This window comes from Streptomyces sp. NPDC107654 (genome assembly GCF_055639035.1).
In genome coordinates this window covers 489,734-506,547 of record NZ_JBVKBI010000001.1, presented here as the reverse complement: position 1 = coordinate 506,547, position 16,814 = coordinate 489,734, and the positions used below count along the sequence as shown (strand labels likewise).

15 protein-coding genes and 1 pseudogene are annotated in these 16,814 nt (G+C 74.5%); 4 read left to right on the top strand and 12 right to left on the bottom strand.

Annotated elements, in window-relative coordinates; all coding sequences use genetic code 11:
- Positions 1-122 precede the first annotated feature (122 nt).
- Positions 123-797, top strand: a complete 675-nt coding sequence (locus ACZ7N4_RS02265) for a hypothetical protein (protein ID WP_471352828.1) — start codon at positions 123-125, stop codon at positions 795-797.
- Between the two features lie 5 nt (positions 798-802).
- Positions 803-1,945, top strand: a complete 1,143-nt coding sequence (locus tag ACZ7N4_RS02260; RefSeq protein ID WP_471352826.1) for a hypothetical protein — start codon at positions 803-805, stop codon at positions 1,943-1,945.
- Here ACZ7N4_RS02260 and ACZ7N4_RS02255 read toward each other — a convergent pair.
- The gene (locus tag ACZ7N4_RS02255) at positions 1,934-2,374 is read right to left on the bottom strand and encodes a DnaJ family domain-containing protein (protein WP_471352824.1); all 441 of its coding nucleotides are present in this window, start codon (positions 2,372-2,374) and stop codon (positions 1,934-1,936) included. The genes ACZ7N4_RS02260 and ACZ7N4_RS02255 overlap by 12 nt on opposite strands.
- A 112-nt stretch (positions 2,375-2,486) precedes the next feature.
- Between ACZ7N4_RS02255 and ACZ7N4_RS02250 the strand changes: the two genes are divergently transcribed.
- A complete protein-coding gene (locus ACZ7N4_RS02250; protein ID WP_471352823.1) occupies positions 2,487-2,879 on the top strand; it encodes a hypothetical protein in 393 nt (130 codons plus the stop codon).
- 22 nt (positions 2,880-2,901) lie between these two features.
- On the opposite strand, the gene ACZ7N4_RS02245 is transcribed toward ACZ7N4_RS02250, so the two are convergent.
- The 4 genes from ACZ7N4_RS02245 to ACZ7N4_RS02230 form a co-directional block, all read right to left on the bottom strand.
- A complete protein-coding gene (locus ACZ7N4_RS02245; protein WP_471352821.1) occupies positions 2,902-3,573 on the bottom strand; it encodes an O-methyltransferase in 672 nt (223 codons plus the stop codon).
- A 40-nt stretch (positions 3,574-3,613) separates the two neighbouring features.
- Positions 3,614-4,660, bottom strand: a complete 1,047-nt coding sequence (locus ACZ7N4_RS02240; RefSeq protein WP_471353147.1) for a DUF2330 domain-containing protein — start codon at positions 4,658-4,660, stop codon at positions 3,614-3,616.
- Between the two features lie 222 nt (positions 4,661-4,882).
- A complete protein-coding gene (gene proP / locus ACZ7N4_RS02235; RefSeq protein WP_471353145.1) occupies positions 4,883-6,235 on the bottom strand; it encodes a glycine betaine/L-proline transporter ProP in 1,353 nt (450 codons plus the stop codon).
- Positions 6,236-6,491: 256 nt separating this feature from the next.
- Entirely contained in the window at positions 6,492-7,661 is a 1,170-nt protein-coding gene (locus ACZ7N4_RS02230; RefSeq protein ID WP_471352819.1) for a steroid 3-ketoacyl-CoA thiolase, read from the bottom strand.
- Positions 7,662-7,890: 229 nt separating this feature from the next.
- Here ACZ7N4_RS02230 and ACZ7N4_RS02225 point away from each other — a divergent pair, with 229 nt between their 5' ends.
- Positions 7,891-9,129, top strand: a complete 1,239-nt coding sequence (locus ACZ7N4_RS02225) for a cytochrome P450 (protein WP_471352817.1) — start codon at positions 7,891-7,893, stop codon at positions 9,127-9,129.
- 209 nt (positions 9,130-9,338) lie between these two features.
- Here the strand turns inward: ACZ7N4_RS02225 and ACZ7N4_RS02220 are convergent.
- From ACZ7N4_RS02220 to ACZ7N4_RS02190, 7 genes and pseudogenes are all read right to left on the bottom strand, one after another.
- A pseudogene (locus tag ACZ7N4_RS02220) lies at positions 9,339-10,027 on the bottom strand (YoaK family protein).
- A gap of 177 nt (positions 10,028-10,204) precedes the next feature.
- Complete coding sequence (locus ACZ7N4_RS02215) at positions 10,205-10,618, bottom strand: aggregation-promoting factor C-terminal-like domain-containing protein (RefSeq protein ID WP_471352815.1); 414 nt, start codon at positions 10,616-10,618, stop codon at positions 10,205-10,207.
- 332 nt (positions 10,619-10,950) lie between these two features.
- Positions 10,951-11,790, bottom strand: a complete 840-nt coding sequence (locus tag ACZ7N4_RS02210) for an ECF transporter S component (protein WP_471352813.1) — start codon at positions 11,788-11,790, stop codon at positions 10,951-10,953.
- Positions 11,787-13,637 (bottom strand): ABC transporter ATP-binding protein, encoded by a 1,851-nt coding sequence (locus tag ACZ7N4_RS02205; protein ID WP_471352811.1) that lies wholly within the window; start codon positions 13,635-13,637, stop codon positions 11,787-11,789. The genes ACZ7N4_RS02210 and ACZ7N4_RS02205 overlap by 4 nt, the downstream gene beginning before the upstream one ends.
- A complete protein-coding gene (locus ACZ7N4_RS02200; RefSeq protein WP_471352809.1) occupies positions 13,634-14,731 on the bottom strand; it encodes an energy-coupling factor transporter transmembrane component T in 1,098 nt (365 codons plus the stop codon). Before ACZ7N4_RS02200 ends, ACZ7N4_RS02205 begins: the two co-directional genes overlap by 4 nt.
- Positions 14,718-15,422, bottom strand: coding sequence for an SCO2322 family protein (locus tag ACZ7N4_RS02195; RefSeq protein WP_471352807.1), 705 nt, complete (start codon positions 15,420-15,422; stop codon positions 14,718-14,720). The genes ACZ7N4_RS02200 and ACZ7N4_RS02195 overlap by 14 nt, the downstream gene beginning before the upstream one ends.
- Complete coding sequence (locus ACZ7N4_RS02190; RefSeq protein WP_471352805.1) at positions 15,419-16,627, bottom strand: prenyltransferase/squalene oxidase repeat-containing protein; 1,209 nt, start codon at positions 16,625-16,627, stop codon at positions 15,419-15,421. Before ACZ7N4_RS02190 ends, ACZ7N4_RS02195 begins: the two co-directional genes overlap by 4 nt.
- Positions 16,628-16,814: the final 187 nt, after the last annotated feature.

Below are 16,814 nucleotides of genomic sequence, written 5' to 3'. Positions count from 1 at the left end.
CGGCACCCTCCGCAACCGCATTCCGCGGGCCTGCCGCGGGACGGGGCGTCGTTTGTGGACGGGGTTCCGGGTCACCCGGACGGTGAGCCGGCCAGCGGGGCCGGTCGGACCGGAGGGGAAGCATGTCCACAGGCCTGATCATTTTGATCGTGCTCGCGGCGGTCGTGGTCCTCGGCGGAGCCGCTCTCGTCGTGCGCGGGCGCGGGGGGCGGGGCGGGGCCGGCCTGAAGCGGCGCTTCGGGCCCGAGTACGAGCGGACCGTGGCCCTGCACGACGGGGACACCAAGGCCGCCGAACGGGAACTCGCCCAGCGTCTCGAACGCCACGGTGACCTGCGGGAGCGGCCGCTCGACGCCACCGAGCGGCAGCGGTACGCGGACCGCTGGACGGCCGTGCAGGAACACTTCGTCGAATCGCCCCGGGAGGCGGTGGCCGAGGCCGACCGGCTGCTCGCGGAACTCGCCGCCGAGCGGGGCTACCCCGACGGCGGGCGGTACGAGGAGCAGCTCGCCGCGCTGTCCGTGCACCACCCGGACCACGTCGACGCCTATCGGCACGTGCACCGGATGGCCCGCGCGGGCGCCGGCGGCACGAGCGAGACCGGTACGGGGACCGAGGAGCTGCGGTCGGCGCTGCTCGGAGCCCGCGCCCTCTTCGACGACCTGACCGGCACCGAGTCCGGCCGGCACCGGGCCCCCGTCGGCACGGAGCGCACGGCACCGCCCGCCGCCGGCCACTCCCACGCCCGCACCCAGGCGCCGTGGGCCCCGCACCGCAGCCGGCCGAAGGAGAGCTGACCATCATGACGGACAGGACCAGCGGCCCCGGCGGCGACCGCCGCCACCCGGAGCGCCTCGCCCGAGGTGACGAGTGGACGCCGGAGCAGAATTCCGTGGAGAGAGACGAATGGGCCCCGGGCGACGCGGCCCCGGGCCGCCGGGTGCCGAGGAAGCCCCGGCCGGAGGAACGCCTGCCGGGCGAACCGGGAGCACGCGGGAGCGGAGCCGGCCGGGAGCCGGGCGCGGGCCCGGCCGGAGGCGACCGGCTGTCGGGTGAGGGAGCGGACGGCTGGGTCCGGGACGCGGACACGGCCGGCCGGACCGCGGACGAGCCGGGGAGCGGACACCTCCCCGGCGCGGCCGGTACCCGCCGGGAAGGGCTGACCGGCGACGACCGCACTCCGGAGGACACGCCGCAGCCCCCTCCGGGCCCGGCGGGCGCACCCCGGTCCGGGGCGTCCGGGGCCACCGGGTCCGCCCCGGGGCCGGTGGAGAGCCCCGCCTCCGACGCGGCCGACGACTCCTGGTCCCGCGGCGGTCCGGCCGGGGGCCCCGACTCCGCAGGGCCCCACGGCTCCGAGGGGCTGCGGCCCGGCACGGAGGAACTGGGACCCGGGACACCCGGCACGCAGGGGCCGGGCGCGGAGACGTACGGCGGGCGGGACGCCCGCACCGTCGGCAGGGACGCCGGCGGCCCCGAGAGGGCCGGGGAGGAGGAAGGCGCGATGCCGGACGACGGGCTCGGGGCCCCGGCCGTCGGCGGGGTGAGCGGACGTGAGTCCCGTACGACCGAGGGACGGGCGGCGGACGCCTGGCCGGCCGCGCCGGGCGGCGCGGCCGGCACCGCCGGGGAGACCACGACCGCCCCCTCCGGCGTCGGCGCCCCGCTGCTGCCGCACGAGGAGACGGACCGGTGGGAACAGCGGCTGCGGGAGGTGACCGTCGGGTTCGTCGAGCACCCCAGGGATGCCGTCGAGCAGGCCGACCGGGCCCTGGAGGAGATCGCCAGGCGGTTCACCGAGGCCGTCACGCGCCGCCGCCGCACGCTGCGGATGTCCTGGGAGGACGCCGAGGCGGGCGGTACGGCCGCCGGGGCCGACACCGAACAGCTGCGGCTCGCCCTGCGGGACTACCGGGAGCTGGCCGGGCGCCTGCTACACGGCTGACCCCGCCGCGCCCCCGTCACCCCTGGCGGCAGCCCTGCGCTGCCGCCATTCCCGTACGACCTGCTCGACGTCGTACGGCTTCCTGCCCAGCGGCGGACCGGGCGGCGGCTTGAACATCATGTCCTTGATGCGGACGTTGACATCTTCGATGATCTTCCGGGCGATCCGCTCCGAGGGCGCCGCGTACGCCGCCTCCAGCGCGTCCTCCGCCTCCTTGCGCAGCGCCAGCGCGGGCGGCAGCACGGACAGCCCCTCGCGCGCCAACTTCCGCTTGACCCACCACAGTTCGTCGTACGCCGACTCCACGTCCGCCGGCAGCGGCGCACCCGCTCCCGGTAGCCGGTCGAACTCCCCGCGCCCCTGCGCGTCCCGGATCTGCTTGTCCACCCAGGACTCGAACGGCACACCCGGTGGCTTTCGCTCGGTCATGAGCCCATTGTGCCGGACGCGGCCCCGCCGGGCGTTTTATCATGCGGCGTCGGTACGGCACCCCGCCCGCCGCAATCACCCGCCGCACCAGGACGTTTCAGGGGGAACGCTCGTGCTCGAACTCACCATGGCCACCGTCTCCGGGGCCGACACGGGCGCCACCGCCGGCATGACGATGGCCGAGGCGCCCAGCGAGCCCGGCGCCGTCCTGCGGGTCGGCCGCGACGGGGGGCTGTGCCGGCTGGTCACCCCCGACGACTGGCTGTTCGTCTCCCGCGTCCACCTGGAGTTCGTGTGCGGCCCGGACGGCACCTGGCAGCTGACCTGGCTGCGCGGCTCCCAGCCCGACCCGGCGTCCGAGGTCCGGCTCGCCCTCGGACCGCACGTGCGGCCCGTCGACTACGGCGCCACCGTCGCGCTGCCGCACGGCGGGTCCGGCGAGATCGTCATCCAGGACCGCACCGCACCGCGCAGCGTCAACGTCGGCTTCTACCACGACCTCTGAGCCGGTCCCCGCCGACGGGGCCTCAGCCGAGCACCCGGGCCAGCGCGAAGCCGTCGTAGCCCTTGCCGCCGACCGTCTGGAGCGCCGTACCGGTCAACCGCGGGTGGGTGGCGATCAGTTCCAGCGCGGCACGGGTGCCGACCACGTCCGGCTCGGTGTTGCCCGCGTCGGCCACCCGGCCGCCGCGCACCACGTTGTCCAGGACGATCACGCTGCCCGCCCGGGTGAGCCGGAGCGCCCACTCCACGTAGTGCGGGTTGTTGACCTTGTCCGCGTCGATGAAGACCAGGTCGAAGGGGGCCGGGTTCTCGTCGGCGAGCTTGGGCAGCGACTCCAGGGCCGGTCCCACCCGCACCTCCGCGATCCGGTCCAGACCCGCGCGGGCGATGTTCCGCACGGCCACCTCGGCGTGCTTGGCGCTGTACTCCAGCGAGATCAGCCTGCCGTCCCCGGGCAGGGCACGGGCCAGCCAGATCGTGCTGTACCCGCCGAGCGTGCCGATCTCCAGGATGTTCCGGGCACCCTGCAGCTGGGCGAGCAGCTGGAGGAACTTGCCCTGCGCCGCGGTGACGGCGATGGCGGGCAGCCCGGCGGCATCGCTGTCCCGCAGGGCCGCGCGCAGCGCGTCGTCGTCCGGTGAGAGGGTGCTGATGAAGTAGTCGTCGACGTCGTCCCAGTGCTGCTGCCCGCTCATAGCGTCTGCCGCCTTTCCCGAGTGTCCTGTCTCGATGATCTCAGCCGAGCGGCGCGGGCGGGGAGACCGGCGGCGGCGGAGTCACCGGCCGGCGTGAGCGGCGTACGACGACCAGGGCGGCCGCCGCGACGAGTACCGCCGGCGTGCCGCCGACCGTCAGCGACCAGGCGGGTATCCCGGCGACCCGGCGCAGCTCGTCCTCGTGGACCACCGGCTGGACCGGTGTGTCCGCGGCGGCCCGGCGCAGCTCGTGGTCGCCGGAGATGCGGGCGGGCTCCGGGAAGACCTGGGTGAGCGCGGTGAGGTAGGGGGTGCCGGCGGCGAGCTCGCCCAGGGCGCCCCGCCGGGTGCCGACCCGTCCGGCGAACAGCACGTGGGGCCGGGTACCGCCGATCGCCGATCGCGTCTCCATGCGGTGCGCGGCGAGGACGTACAGGGCGAGCCGCTGCGGGGTGCCCGCCAGCCGGGACAGGCGCATCGGGTAGACCGGGCGGTCGGCGGCGAAGGTGAGGTGGAGCGGGTCGAGGGCGCCGTGCAGCGGGGTGCCGCGGGTGTCCGGGGCGAGGCGGACGGCGACGTACTCCCAGTGCCGGTCGACGTACGGCTGGAGGGCGGTCCTCAGCCGGCCCGGCAGGGTGAAGCCGTGGTCGCGGAGCCAGTCCTGCAGGGCGGCCGGGTCGGTGGCGGTCAGCCGGGCCACGTCGAAGGGGCCGAGCCGCTGGCGGCCGACGACGCCGACGCGGGTGCCGCCCGCGGCCGGGGGCGGGGCGCCGTCGCCGACCGGGCGGCCGCCGTCGAAGGGCCAGTCGCCGGTGCGGGGCCAGAAGTGGTACCGGGTGCGGTGGACCGGGGCGACGGTCTCGGCCAGCTGGTCGAAGAGGGCCGGGTCGCCGAGGCGGACGGTCGCCCGGTGCGGGACCGGCATGATCCACGCGACGTGCTCGGCGTCGCCGTTCACCGTCAGCCGCATCACGATCTGCTCGTGCCGGCCGTCCCAGCGCAGCACCGACTGCTCGTCGGAGACGGCGATGCGGGTCGCCGGCCCGGGGACCATGGCACCGCAGCCGCAGGCGTAGGCGGGGGCCATCAGCCAGCCGAGCTGGATGCCGAGCAGTGCGAGGACGACGGCGAGTATCCGGGCGCGCTTCACGGGGCTACAGACGGTGCCCGCGTGTCCATGGTTCCGGAACGGGGACCGGGCGGGGGTGGGGTCGCACGCCGGGGCTCGCGGGGCGCCGGCCCGCGGCACCGCGGCTCCCGCCCCCCACGCAACCGCACCCGGGAGCCGGCCCGCACCCCCCGAAGGCGCCTAGCTGCCCTCCACCGCCGGCGCGGAACCCGGCAGCGGCTTGCCCGCCGACTCCGACATCCGCCAGACCGCGAAACCGCCCACGACAGCGGCGGCCATCATGTAGTACGCGGGCATCATCATGTTGCCCGTCGCCCCGATCAGCGCCGTCACGACCAGCGGGGTCGTACCGCCGAACAGGGACACCGAGATGTTGAAGCCGATGGACAGGGAGCCGTAGCGGACCCGTGTCGGGAACAGCGCGGGCAGCGCGGCCGGCATGGCCGCGGTGAAGCAGACCAGGAGCAGGCCCAGGGCGCCCATGCCCAGTCCGACGGCCAGCAGGCTGCCCTCGCGGATCAGCAGCAGCGCCGGGACGGACAGGAGCAGGAAGCCCGCGCAGCCCGCCGCGATCACCGGCCGCCGCCCGATCCGGTCGGTCAGGGCGCCCGCGAACGGCTGCACGATCATCATCAGCACCATCACGGCGAGCACGACCAGCAGTCCGTGCGTCTCGTCGTACTTCAGCTCACTGGTGAGGTAGCTCGGCATGTACGACAGCAGCATGTAGTCGGTGACGTTGAAGACCAGCACCAGGCCCATGCACAGCAGCAGGGACTTCCACTGGCCCGCGACCATCTCGCGCAGCGGCACCTTCGGCCGGGCGGCCTCGGCCTTCTCGACCTCGGCGGCGAACGCCGGGGTCTCCTCCAGCCTCATCCGCAGGTACAGGCCGATGATGCCCATCGGACCGGCGATCAGGAACGGGATCCGCCAGCCCCAGGAGGTGAGGTCGTCCGACGAGAGCAGGGCCGTCATCAGGGTGACCAGACCCGCGCCGCCGATGTAGCCGGCGAGCGTGCCGAACTCCAGCCAGCTGCCGAGGAAGCCGCGCTTCTTGTCCGGCGCGTACTCGGCGATGAACGTGGTCGCGCCCGCGTACTCACCACCGGTGGAGAAGCCCTGCACCAGCCGGGCGGCCAGCAGCAGGAGCGGCGCGCCGACGCCGATCGTGCCGTACGACGGGATCAGGCCGATCGCGAACGTGCCCGCCGCCATCATGATCATGGTGAGGGCGAGGACCTTCTGCCGGCCCACCCGGTCGCCGAGCGGGCCGAAGACGAGGCCGCCGAGCGGGCGGACCAGGAAGGCCGCGGCGAAGGCGCCGAACGTGGACAGCAGCTGCGCGGTCGGGTTGCCGGACGGGAAGAAGACCTTGCCCAGGGTGACCGCGATGTAGCTGTAGACGCCGAAGTCGAACCACTCCATGGCGTTGCCGAGCGCCGCCGCCTTCACGGCACGCTTGACCAGCGCGGGGTCGGTGACGGTGACGTCGCGGGTCTGGGCGGCCCGGCGGGTCTTCTGGTGCGGGATGACGGCTGTGGCGGTCGCCAAAACGGGGCTCGCCTACCTTTCGACGGGGACAGGGACGGGACCCGGACGGCGACGATGACGTACGACGGGCCGAAAAACGACCATACGGGGACTTCTGCCCCTTACGTGGTGTATGCATTTAGCTGCAGAGTGCAGCTAAAACGCGGATACGCAGGTACGTCTGCCCGCTCACCCGCGGCCATGCGTGCCGTTCGGTGTGATCCTTGTCGCGTCCGCCGGGGGCCAGGGGAGGGGATTACAGCCGCTGGATGATCGTTCCGGTGGCCAGGCCGCCGCCCGCGCACATGGTGACGAGGGCGAACTCCCTGTCCGTCCGTTCCAGCTCGTGCAGGGCGGTGGTGATCAGACGGGCACCCGTCGCGCCGACCGGGTGGCCGAGGGCGATGGCGCCGCCGTTCACGTTGACCTTCTCCAGGCTCTGCTCGAAGACGCGGGCCCAGCTCAGCACGACGGAGGCGAAGGCCTCGTTGATCTCCACCAGGTCGATGTCCTTCAGGGACATGCCCGCCTTGCCCAGGACCGCGCGGGTCGCGTCGATCGGGCCGTCCAGGTGGAAGTGCGGGTCGGCGCCCACCAGGGCCTGGGCGACGATCCTCGCCCTCGGCTTCAGCTTCAGGGCGCGGGCCATCCGCTTCGACGCCCACATCAGGGCGGCCGCGCCGTCGGAGATCTGGGAGGAGTTGCCGGCCGTGTGGACCGCCGTCGGCATGACCGGCTTCAGGCCCGCCAACGCCTCCGGAGAGGTGTCCCGCGGCCCCTCGTCCCTGTCGACCAGGCGCCACATGCCCTGTCCGGCGTACTGCTCCTCCTCCGTCGTCGGCACCTGCACGGCGAAGGTCTCCCGCTTGAAACGTTCCTCCGCCCAGGCGTGGGCCGCCCGCTCCTGCGACAGCAGCCCGAGCGCGTCGACGTCCTCGCGGGTCAGACCCCGGTGCCGCGCTATGCGTTCGGCCGCCTCGAACTGGTTGGGGAGGTCGACGTTCCACTCGTCGGGGAACGGCTTCCCGGGTCCGTGCTTGGAGCCGGAACCGAGCGGCACGCGGGACATCGCCTCGACACCGCAGCTGATGCCGACGTCGATCACGCCCGCCGCGACCATGTTGGCCACCATGTGCGAGGCCTGCTGGGAGGAGCCGCACTGGCAGTCGACCGTCGTCGCGGCCGTCTCGTACGGCAGCCCCATGGTCAGCCAGGCCGTGCGCGCGGGGTTCATCGACTGCTCGCCGGCGTGGGTCACCGTGCCGCCGACGATCTGCTCGACGGCGTCGGCGGGAATGCCGGTACGGCCGAGGAGTTCACGGTAGGTCTCGCCCAGGAGGTAGGCGGGGTGCAGGTTGGCGAGCGCGCCGCCGCGCTTGCCGATCGGGGTGCGTACGGCTTCGACGATCACGGGTTCGGCGGCCATGGGTGCGGGTCCTCTCCGAGAGGGCTCTCCTCCAGAACTAGTACGCGTTCTAGTTCTGCCCAGCAGTCTGCTGACGTGACGTCCGTCACCGCAAGGGTCTTGCAGGTGCCGGCGGAGCGATCCGTCGCGTTCCGCGCGGATTGGCGGAGCCGTACCCCTTGCGACTTGTAGAACCCGTTACTACCGTCACCGCACCCGCTGATGGACCGTCAGATGGCTGGAGTCGCCGATGTCCTGTCCAGCGCTGCCCGACGGGTTCGACCTCACCGACCCCGACCTGCTGCACCACCGTGTGCCCCTCCCGGAGTTCGCCGAGCTGCGCCGTACCGAACCGGTCCGCTGGATCCCGCAGCCGCACGGCGTCGCGGGCTTCGCCGACACCGGGTACTGGGCCGTGACCCGACACGCCGACGTCCGGTACGTCTCCACGCACCCGGAACTCTTCTCCTCCTCCCTCAACACCGCGGTCATCCGCTTCAACGAGCACATCCGGCGGGAGGCGATCGACGCGCAGCGGCTGATCCTGCTCAACATGGATCCACCGGAACATACGCGGGTGCGCCAGATAGTGCAGCGCGGGTTCACGCCACGCTCCATCCGCGCGCTGGAGGACCGGCTGCGGGCCCGCGCCGAGGCCGTCGTCGCCGCCGCCCGCGCCCGCCGCGGACCGTTCGACTTCGTCACCGAGGTCGCCTGCGAGCTGCCGCTCCAGGCCATCGCCGAGCTGATCGGCGTGCCGCAGGACGACCGGTCGAAGATCTTCGACTGGTCCAACAAGATGATCGCCTACGACGACCCCGAGTACGCGATCACCGAGGAGGTCGGCGCCCGGTCGGCCGCCGAGATCATCGCGTACGCCATGAACATGGCCGCCGAGCGCAAGCGGTGCCCGGCCCGGGACATCGTGACGACCCTGGTGGCGGCGGAGGACGAGGGCAACCTGAACTCCGACGAGTTCGGCTTCTTCGTGCTGATGCTGGCGGTCGCCGGCAACGAGACGACCCGCAACGCCATCACCCACGGCATGCACGCCTTCCTCACCCACCCCGGCCAGTGGGACCTCTTCCGCCGTGAGCGCCCGTCCACCACGGCCGAGGAGATCGTCCGCTGGGCGACCCCGGTCAACGCCTTCCAGCGGACGGCGACCCAGGACACCGAACTCGGCGGCGTACTCGTGAGGAAGGGCGACCGGATCGGGCTCTTCTACGCCTCCGCCAACCACGACCCGGAAACCTTCACCGACCCCGACACCTTCGACATCACCCGCGACCCCAACCCCCACCTGGGCTTCGGCGGAGGCGGTCCCCACTACTGCCTCGGCAAGTCCCTCGCGGTCCTGGAGATCGACCTCATCTTCAACGCCCTCGCCGACACGATGCCCGGCCTGCGCCTGACCGGCGACGCCCCCCGCCGGCTGCGCTCGGCGTGGATCAACGGGGTGAAGGAACTCCGGGTGACGGCCGGCTGAGCCGCCGGGCCGGGGCCACGGACGGCCTCCGCGTTCCCGCCGCTCACCCGTCGGGGCCGGCGTGCCACGCCGCTCACCGGCGGACTCCGCGTGCCGCTGCTCGCGGCCGGCCGTCGCCGGTCCGACGTCGCGGGTGCCGGGTCCGACGTCGCGGGTGCCCGACCGGCGGCCGGCCCGGGGGTGTCTCTCCTGCCGCTCCGGCCGGCGCGTCACTCCCGGCCGGACGCCAGCACCGCCAGAACCCCGGACACGAGTGCCGCGAGCAGGAGGGGGAGGGCCGGTCCGTGCCGGAGGACCAGCCACCCGCCCAGGCAGGCGCCGCCGGCCATGGACAGGACGGAGGCCGAGCGGCGGGGGGAGCGGTGGCCCGTCGCGTCACCGAGGCGGAACTCCGCGGCCAGGGCGGTCACGGTCGTCGTCAGGACGGTGGTGGGCAGGTCGGCCACGCGCAGCGTGCGGACCGTGGCGTTGCGCAGGCCCAGGGCGTAGGCCGTGACGGCGATCAGGGCGTACCGGGTGCCGCCCGTGTCCGGCCGGGCGAAGGCCACGGCCGCCGAGGCGCCGACCAGCACCGCCTCCACCGTCAGGGCGAGCCGGACCCGGCGGCGGCGGGAGCCGGCGCCGAGGCGGGGACCGCCCGGCCGGCCGTCGCCGCGCCGAGCAGGAAGCAGCCCAGGGAGGTGGCCGTGTGGGAGACGGAGAAGCCGGGGGCGCCGGCCGCGGCGAAGCCGAGGACGACCACGTTGCCGGTCATGTTGGCCGTGAAGACCCGCCCCAGGCTCAGATAGGAGACGGCGTCGATCAGGCCGCTGACCATGGTGAGTCCCAGCAGCACGGCCACCAGCCGCAGCCCGCGGGTCTCCGGGTCCTGCTCCACCGGTGGCGTCGGCGTCGTCATCGTTCCTCCGCGGGGCGTTTCCGGCGCAGCCTGCGTCCGTCACGCCGGGGGCGTGGGGCAGGACACGCGCGCCCGCGGGGAAAGGGAGGGGAAAGCAGCCCGCTCGGCGTACAGACGCGCGCACCCTCGCCGAGCGGAGGCGAGGGTGCGGATGCGGGGGCTTCAGCGCAGGGTGGCTCAGTACCAGCCGTTGGCCTGCCAGAAGCTCCAGGCCTTCACGGGGCTGCCGTAGCGGGAGTTCATGTAGTCCAGACCCCACTTGATCTGGGTGGCCGGGTTGGTCTTCCAGTCGGAACCGGCCGAGGACATCTTCGAGCCCGGCAGCGCCTGGACCAGGCCGTAGGCGCCGGAGGAGCTGTTGGTGGCGGTGGGGTTCCAGCCGCTCTCATGCGAGACGATCTTGCTGAAGGCGTTGAACTGCGCGGCGTCCGGGATCATCCGGTGCGCGATCGCCTGGGCGGAGGAGGCCGAGGTGGTGGCGGCCTGGGCGGGCGCCGCGGTCAGAGCCATACCGGCGGTGGCGGCGGCCACGGCGGCGGCGGTGAGGGCCTTCTTCGGGGAAGCGATGCGGCGGATGAAGGAGACGGACACGGAGAACCTCTTGCGTCGGGGACAGGGGATCGCCCGCGGGGAAGGACCACACGTCGTGGCCGTCCGCGTCGGCGCCGCGGCCCGGGTGGGCTCGTGGCGCCTGGCGACGTCCTCAAGACAAGCAGGCCCGGAAGCCGTCCGCAATGACCCCTTTTACTAGTTGTGGCCGGATGGGAGGGAAACGTCCCCTCTGTGACCCACGCCGCAATGCGCAGGTCGGAAGGGGTGCAGGAAGGTGCATAACGGGCAAAGGGGGCTACGGTCGGGCCTCGTAGGTGACCTGCGTCATGTGGGGTGCTTCACCGCCGTGCTCACCGCGATGGCACGAGCCCTCACGCAGCGGGACCGTCGAAGGTGACCGCCGTCTCGAAAGCGGCCCGCCGGGTGGCCCGGCGCAGGGCCCGCAGCAGCGCCGGGCCCAGGACGAGGGTCAGCACGACCGTGCAGAGCGCCCGGCCCAGGTCCCAGCCGAGCGAGGTCGCGACGCAGTACGCGGCGAACCGGGCCAGGTTCACGGCGACCGGGGCACCGGCGACGAAGGAGATGTTCGACGCGGCGCCGTCCATGAAGGTCCAGCCGGCCAGGTTCATGACGGTGCCGTACGCGAAGGCCGCGAGGAAGCCGTATGCGGCGAGCATCAGCAGCTCACCGCGACCGCGCAGCCGTACCGCCCCCGGCAGCAGGCCCGCGCCCATGGTGAACCACCCCATCGACAGCATCTGGAACGGCAGCCACGGCCCGACCCCGCCCGTGAGCAGCGCGGACGCGAACATCGTCACCGAGCCCAGCGCGAACCCGAAGCCGGGGCCGAGCACCCGCCCGCTCAGCACCATCAGGAAGAACATCGGCTCGATCCCCGCCGTACCCGCGCCGATCGGCCGCAGCGCCGCGCCCGTCGCGGCCAGCACCCCCAGCATGGCCACGGCCTTCGGCCCGAGGTCCGACTCCGAGATCGTCGCCGCCACCACCGCGACCAGCAGGATGAGCAGTCCCGCGAAGAGCCACGGCGCGTCCTGCGCGTGCGCGCTCACCTGCGAGGCGGGCGGGGTGAGGAAGGGCCAGCACAGGGCGGCCACACCGACCGCGCTGGTCAGCGCCAGCGCGGCGAGCGCGCGGGGGCCCAGGCGGACGGCGTGCACGCGGGTACGGATGCGGGTTCGCGGGCGGTTCATGCCAGGGCCTTCCGCACCTCGGCCACCGTCAGCCAGCGCTGCGGGGCCAGGATCTTCGTCACCTGCGGTGCGAAGGACGGGGAGGACACCACGATCTCGGCCGTCGGACCGTCGGCGATCACCTCGCCCTCGGCGAGCAGCACCACCCGATGGGCCAGCTCGGCCGCCAGCTCCACATCGTGCGTGGCCAGCACGATCGCGTGCCCCTCGGCCGCCAGCCCGCGCAGTACGGCGACCAGGCGGGCCTTCGCCGCGTAGTCCAGGCCGCGGGTCGGCTCGTCCAGCAGGAGCAGGGGAGGGCGCGCGGTCAGCACCACGGCCAGCGCCAGCGCCAGGCACTGGCCCTCGGACAGGTCCCGGGGATGCGTGTCGTCCGCGATGCCCGGCAGCAGGCGGGACACCAGGGACCGGCAGGTGCCGGGCGCGGCGCCCGCGTCCCGGTCGGCCGCCGCGCACTCCTCGGCGACCGTGTCCGCGTACAGCAGGTCACGAGGGTCCTGCGGGACGAGACCGACCCGGCGTACGAGGGCCTGGGGCGGGGTGCGGTGGGGGATGAGCCCGCCGACGGTGACGCTTCCGGTGGTGGGCGCGAGCAGGCCGACGAGGGAGCCGAGCAGGGTGGACTTGCCGGCCCCGTTGCGGCCCATGAGGGCGATGGTCTCGCCGGGGGTCACGGTGAGGCTCACGTGCCGCAGGGCCCGGACACGGTCGCGGTGCAGGGAGAGGGAGCGGACGTCGGCGATGTGGGGCCGCCGGGGTGCCGGGGCGTCAGCGGCGCGGCGCCGGAAGAGGGAGCGGCGCGGGGAGGGGGTGCCGGGTGACCGGCGCCGGGGCCAGGCGGGCGTGGGGGCGGCGGTGGGAACGGGGGCGCTTGCCGGGGCCGGTGGGGTGCTTCCGCCGGAGGAGGCACTCCCGGCGCCCGCCTGTGCCGCGGACACACGGCTGCCCGCGGCCACGGCTGCTCGACCGCCCGCGGCCGCGGTGACCGGACCGGCCGCACTCGCCGTCGCCGCGGCACCGGTCTCCGAGCGGGCGGACAGCCGTTCCCTCAGGGCGGCGGCCCTGCGGCGGGCGTCCCGTACCGTCAGGGGGAGCGGGGACCAGCCCGCCAGCCGTCCCAGGTCCACCACCGGGGGGAAGACGGGGGAGACGGCCATCACCTCGGCCGGGGTGCCGACGACCGGAGGCTCTCCGGGGCCGGGCAGCAGGACGACCCGGTCGGCGTACTGGATCACCCGCTCCAGCCGGTGCTCGGCCATGAGGACCGTCGTCCCCAGGTCGTGCACCAGACGCTGCAGCACGGCCAGCACCTCCTCGGCGGCGGCCGGGTCCAGCGCCGAGGTCGGCTCGTCCAGGACCAGGACCTGAGGGTGCGGGGTGAGGACCGAGCCGATCGCGACCCGCTGCCGCTGGCCGCCGGAGAGCGCGGCGATCGGACGGTCCCGCAGCCCGGCCAGGCCCAGCAGGTCGAGGGTCTCCTCCACGCGACGCCGCATCACCTCCGGGGCGAGGCCCAACGACTCCATGCCGTAGGCGAGTTCGTCCTCCACGGTGTCGGTCACGAAGTGCGCGAGCGGATCCTGGCCCACCGTGCCGACCACGTCGGCGAGGTGCCGCGGCTGGTGGGTCCGGGTGTCCCGGCCGGCCACCGTGACGCGACCACGCAGGGTGCCGCCGGTGAAGTGCGGGACCAGCCCGCTGACCGCGCCCAGCACGGTCGACTTGCCGGCCCCGGACGGACCGGCGAGCAGCACGAGTTCGCCCTCCGGCACCTCGAAGTCCACACCGGCGACGGTGGGTTCGGCGACACCCTCGTACGTCACACTGACATCCTCGAAGCGGATCACGGGTGCTCCCTGGGGACGAGGGCGGGCAGCAGGGCGAGCAGGACGGCGGCGGCCGGCCAGAGCGGGAGGGCGGGCGCGACGAGGGGCACGACCCCGGGGTGCAGCGCCTGCGGATCGCGGACGGAGGCGAGCGTGAGCAGCGCGGCCACCGCGGCACCGGAGCCGGTGACCAGCCAGGCGCGCGGCCCCCACGGGTCCGGGCGGTACCGGGTCCGCAGCGAACGCCGGCCGCCCAGCCGCAGTCCGGCGAGCGCGGCGGCGACCCCGGCGAGCAGGACGGGCAGCCCGTACGACCCCCCTTCCGCCGTCAGCAGCCCGTACGTTCCCGCGCAGACGCCGAGCAGGCCGCCCAGGGTGAGCGCGGCCGTCGTACGGCGGACCCGGGCGGGGACCTCGGCGGTACGGCCGTAGCCGCGGGACTCCATCGCGGCGGCGAGCGCGACCGAGCGCTCCAACGCGCCCTCCAGCACGGGCAGTCCGACCTGGAGCAGGCCCCGTACGCCCCGGTCCGGGCGGCCCCGCAGCCGGCGGGCGGCGCGCAGCCGCTGCACGTCGGCGATCAGGTGGGGCGCGAAGGTGAGGGCGACGACCACGGCGACACCGGTCTCGTACAGCGCGCCCGGCAGGGACTTGAGCAGCCGGGTGGGGCTGGCCAGGGCGTTCGCCGCGCCGACGCAGACGAGGAGGGTGGCGAGCTTGAGACCGTCGTAGGCGGCGAAGACGACCGCCTCGGCGGTGACCCGGCCGCCCAGCCGGATGCCCTGCGCCCAGTGCGGGAGCGGGACCTCGGGGAGGGTGAGGAGGGTGTGGGTGCCCGGGATGGGGGAGCCGAGCGCCACCGCGAAGACGACGCGGACGAGGAGGACGGCGAGGGCGAGTTTCACGAAGGCCGTGTAGGAGCGGGCCCAGGGAGCGGGGGAGCGGTGCGTGGCCACGACGTAGCCGGAGGCGGCTATGAGGAGGCCGAGGAGGAGGGGGTTGGTGGTGCGGGTGGCGGCGGTGCCGAGCGACACCGCCCACAGCCACCAGGCGCCGGGGTGCAGGGTGGTCCGGCCGGACCACCCCGCACGGACGCGAAGGTCACCCTGACGCATCGCGCCGCCGCCGTGCCTGCCACACCGCCGCCGCCGCGAGGAGGGCGACCACCGCCGCGCCGACCGGCAGCCCCAGCGAGGGACCGCCGTCGTCCGCGCCCTTCTCCCCCGCCGCGCTCTTCCCGTCGGCCGCACTGCTCTTCTTGGCCGCGTCCCCGGCGGAGACCTGCTCCCCGCAGCCCTGGCGCGGATACCCGGCGATCGCGCACAGCAGGGCGTTGGTGTCGTAGCGGAGCGGCTTGGCCACGGCGGCCAGCGCGTCGGCGCTGCTCGCGTCGGCCGGCACCCGCGCGCAGGCCGTGCGGCGGCCGGGCGGGGTCTCACCGGACGGGGCGTCCGCGCGCGTGCCGAAGTCGAGGACGAGGGCGACGCGTTTGCTGCCGGACGCGGCGGGCGTGTCCGCGCAGATGGTGCCGAAGTCCGCCGTACCGCGCGGCCGGCTCGCGTCCGCGGAGTCCGCGCTCACCGCGAACCGGAAACCCTGGACCGCGCCGTCGTCGGGGCGTACGGTCGCCGGCCCCTGGGTGGCGTACGTCCAGTGGCCGCCGGTGCGCTCCCAGAAGGACCAGTAGCGGTACCCGGCGGCACCCGCCGGCCCGGCGGAGGCGAGGACCAGCAGGCCGGCGACGAGTGCGACGAGCACGACGAGCGCGGGCCCGTGCTCGGGCGCGGTACGGCGGACGACGGTCACGGCCGGCGCTTCTTCCGGCCGCTGAGCAGGAAGCCGATGCCGATGCCGGCGACGAGACCGACGCCGACGATCCACCAGACACCCCTCTTGGAGTCCTCCTCCTGCGCGGCCGGCTTGTGCGCGGCGGAGTCCATCCGCGGGGCCGGGCCGAGCGCGTTGAGGGAGCTGACCAGGCTGGTGCCGTTGAAGTCGCCCGGCTGCTCGCCGATCGCGTGGGCGGCGAGGATCAGCTGGGCGTAGGCGGCCGGCCCGCTCTGGGTGGCCCAGGGGCCGGCGTTCTTCTCCAGCCAGGCGTACGCCTTCTTCGCGGGCTCGGTCCGGCCGTCCGCGGCGAGCGCGACGACGGCGTCGGCGGTGTTGCCGTAGTCGGGCTGGTCCTTGGCGCCGGGCAGGGCGGAGAGGAGGTGGCCGGTCTTCGCGACGGCCGTGCCCAGGTAGGCGCCGGCGTTGTCGGCGACCTGGGCGCGGGTGAGGTGGCCGGCCTCGGCGCAGGCGTCCTGGGCCGGGGCCTTGCCGGCCTCCGCCACGAAGCCCTTGCCGAGCGCGCCGAGCAGACCGGCCGCCGTCGCGTCCGCGTTGGCGAGCAGCTTGCCCTTCTTGTCCGGCTGGTAGGCGAGGGCGCCGCCGCCGTCCTGGTCGCAGGGGATGGACCAGGCGGGCAGTGCGTCGTAGGGGGACTTGCCGGATTTGCGGACGTCCGCGGGGTCGGTGCCGGTCGCGGCGAGCGCGCCGATGACGACGGAGGTGGAGTTGGTGTCGCTGGGGCCGCCCGGGTAGTAGCTCCAGCCGCCGTCCTTGTTCTGCACGGACTTCAGCCAGTTCACGGCCTTCTCCACGGCACCGCCGTGTCCGCCGGTCGCGGCCAGGGCCTGGACGGCGGCGGCCGTGCTGTTGGTGTCGGCCTTGACCTTGTCGTCGCAGGGTCCTCCGGGAGCGGCGCGGAAGGCGGCGAAGGAGCCGTTCGCGCACTGCTGTCCGGTGAGCCAGTCGACGGCGGCGGTGGCGGGCCGGTAGCCGAGCGTCCGCTGCGCGACCAGCGTGAGCGACTGCCGCCACACGCCGTCGTACGTCGGGTCACTCTTGCCGTACAGCCCGGCCGGGACCGTCGCCTTGGGGGTCGGGGACGGGTCGGCGGCCGTGGCGGGCGCGGCGGCGGCCAGCACGCCTACGGCGGCGAGAGCCGCGGCACTGCGGCGGACGTTCATGGTCGGCGACTGCCTCTCCTGCGGGGAGCCGGGCAGCGCACGGGTGACAACCCGGGCGGCTCGGCTCCGTAGACCTCGACGGTGCCGTGCGCGGCGGGCCGCCGACGCACGCGAGCCGGTCACGTCCCGCCCGGGGCGGTCCGGCTCACCGCCTGCGCGGCGGTACACGGATCGGGGTACCCCCTGT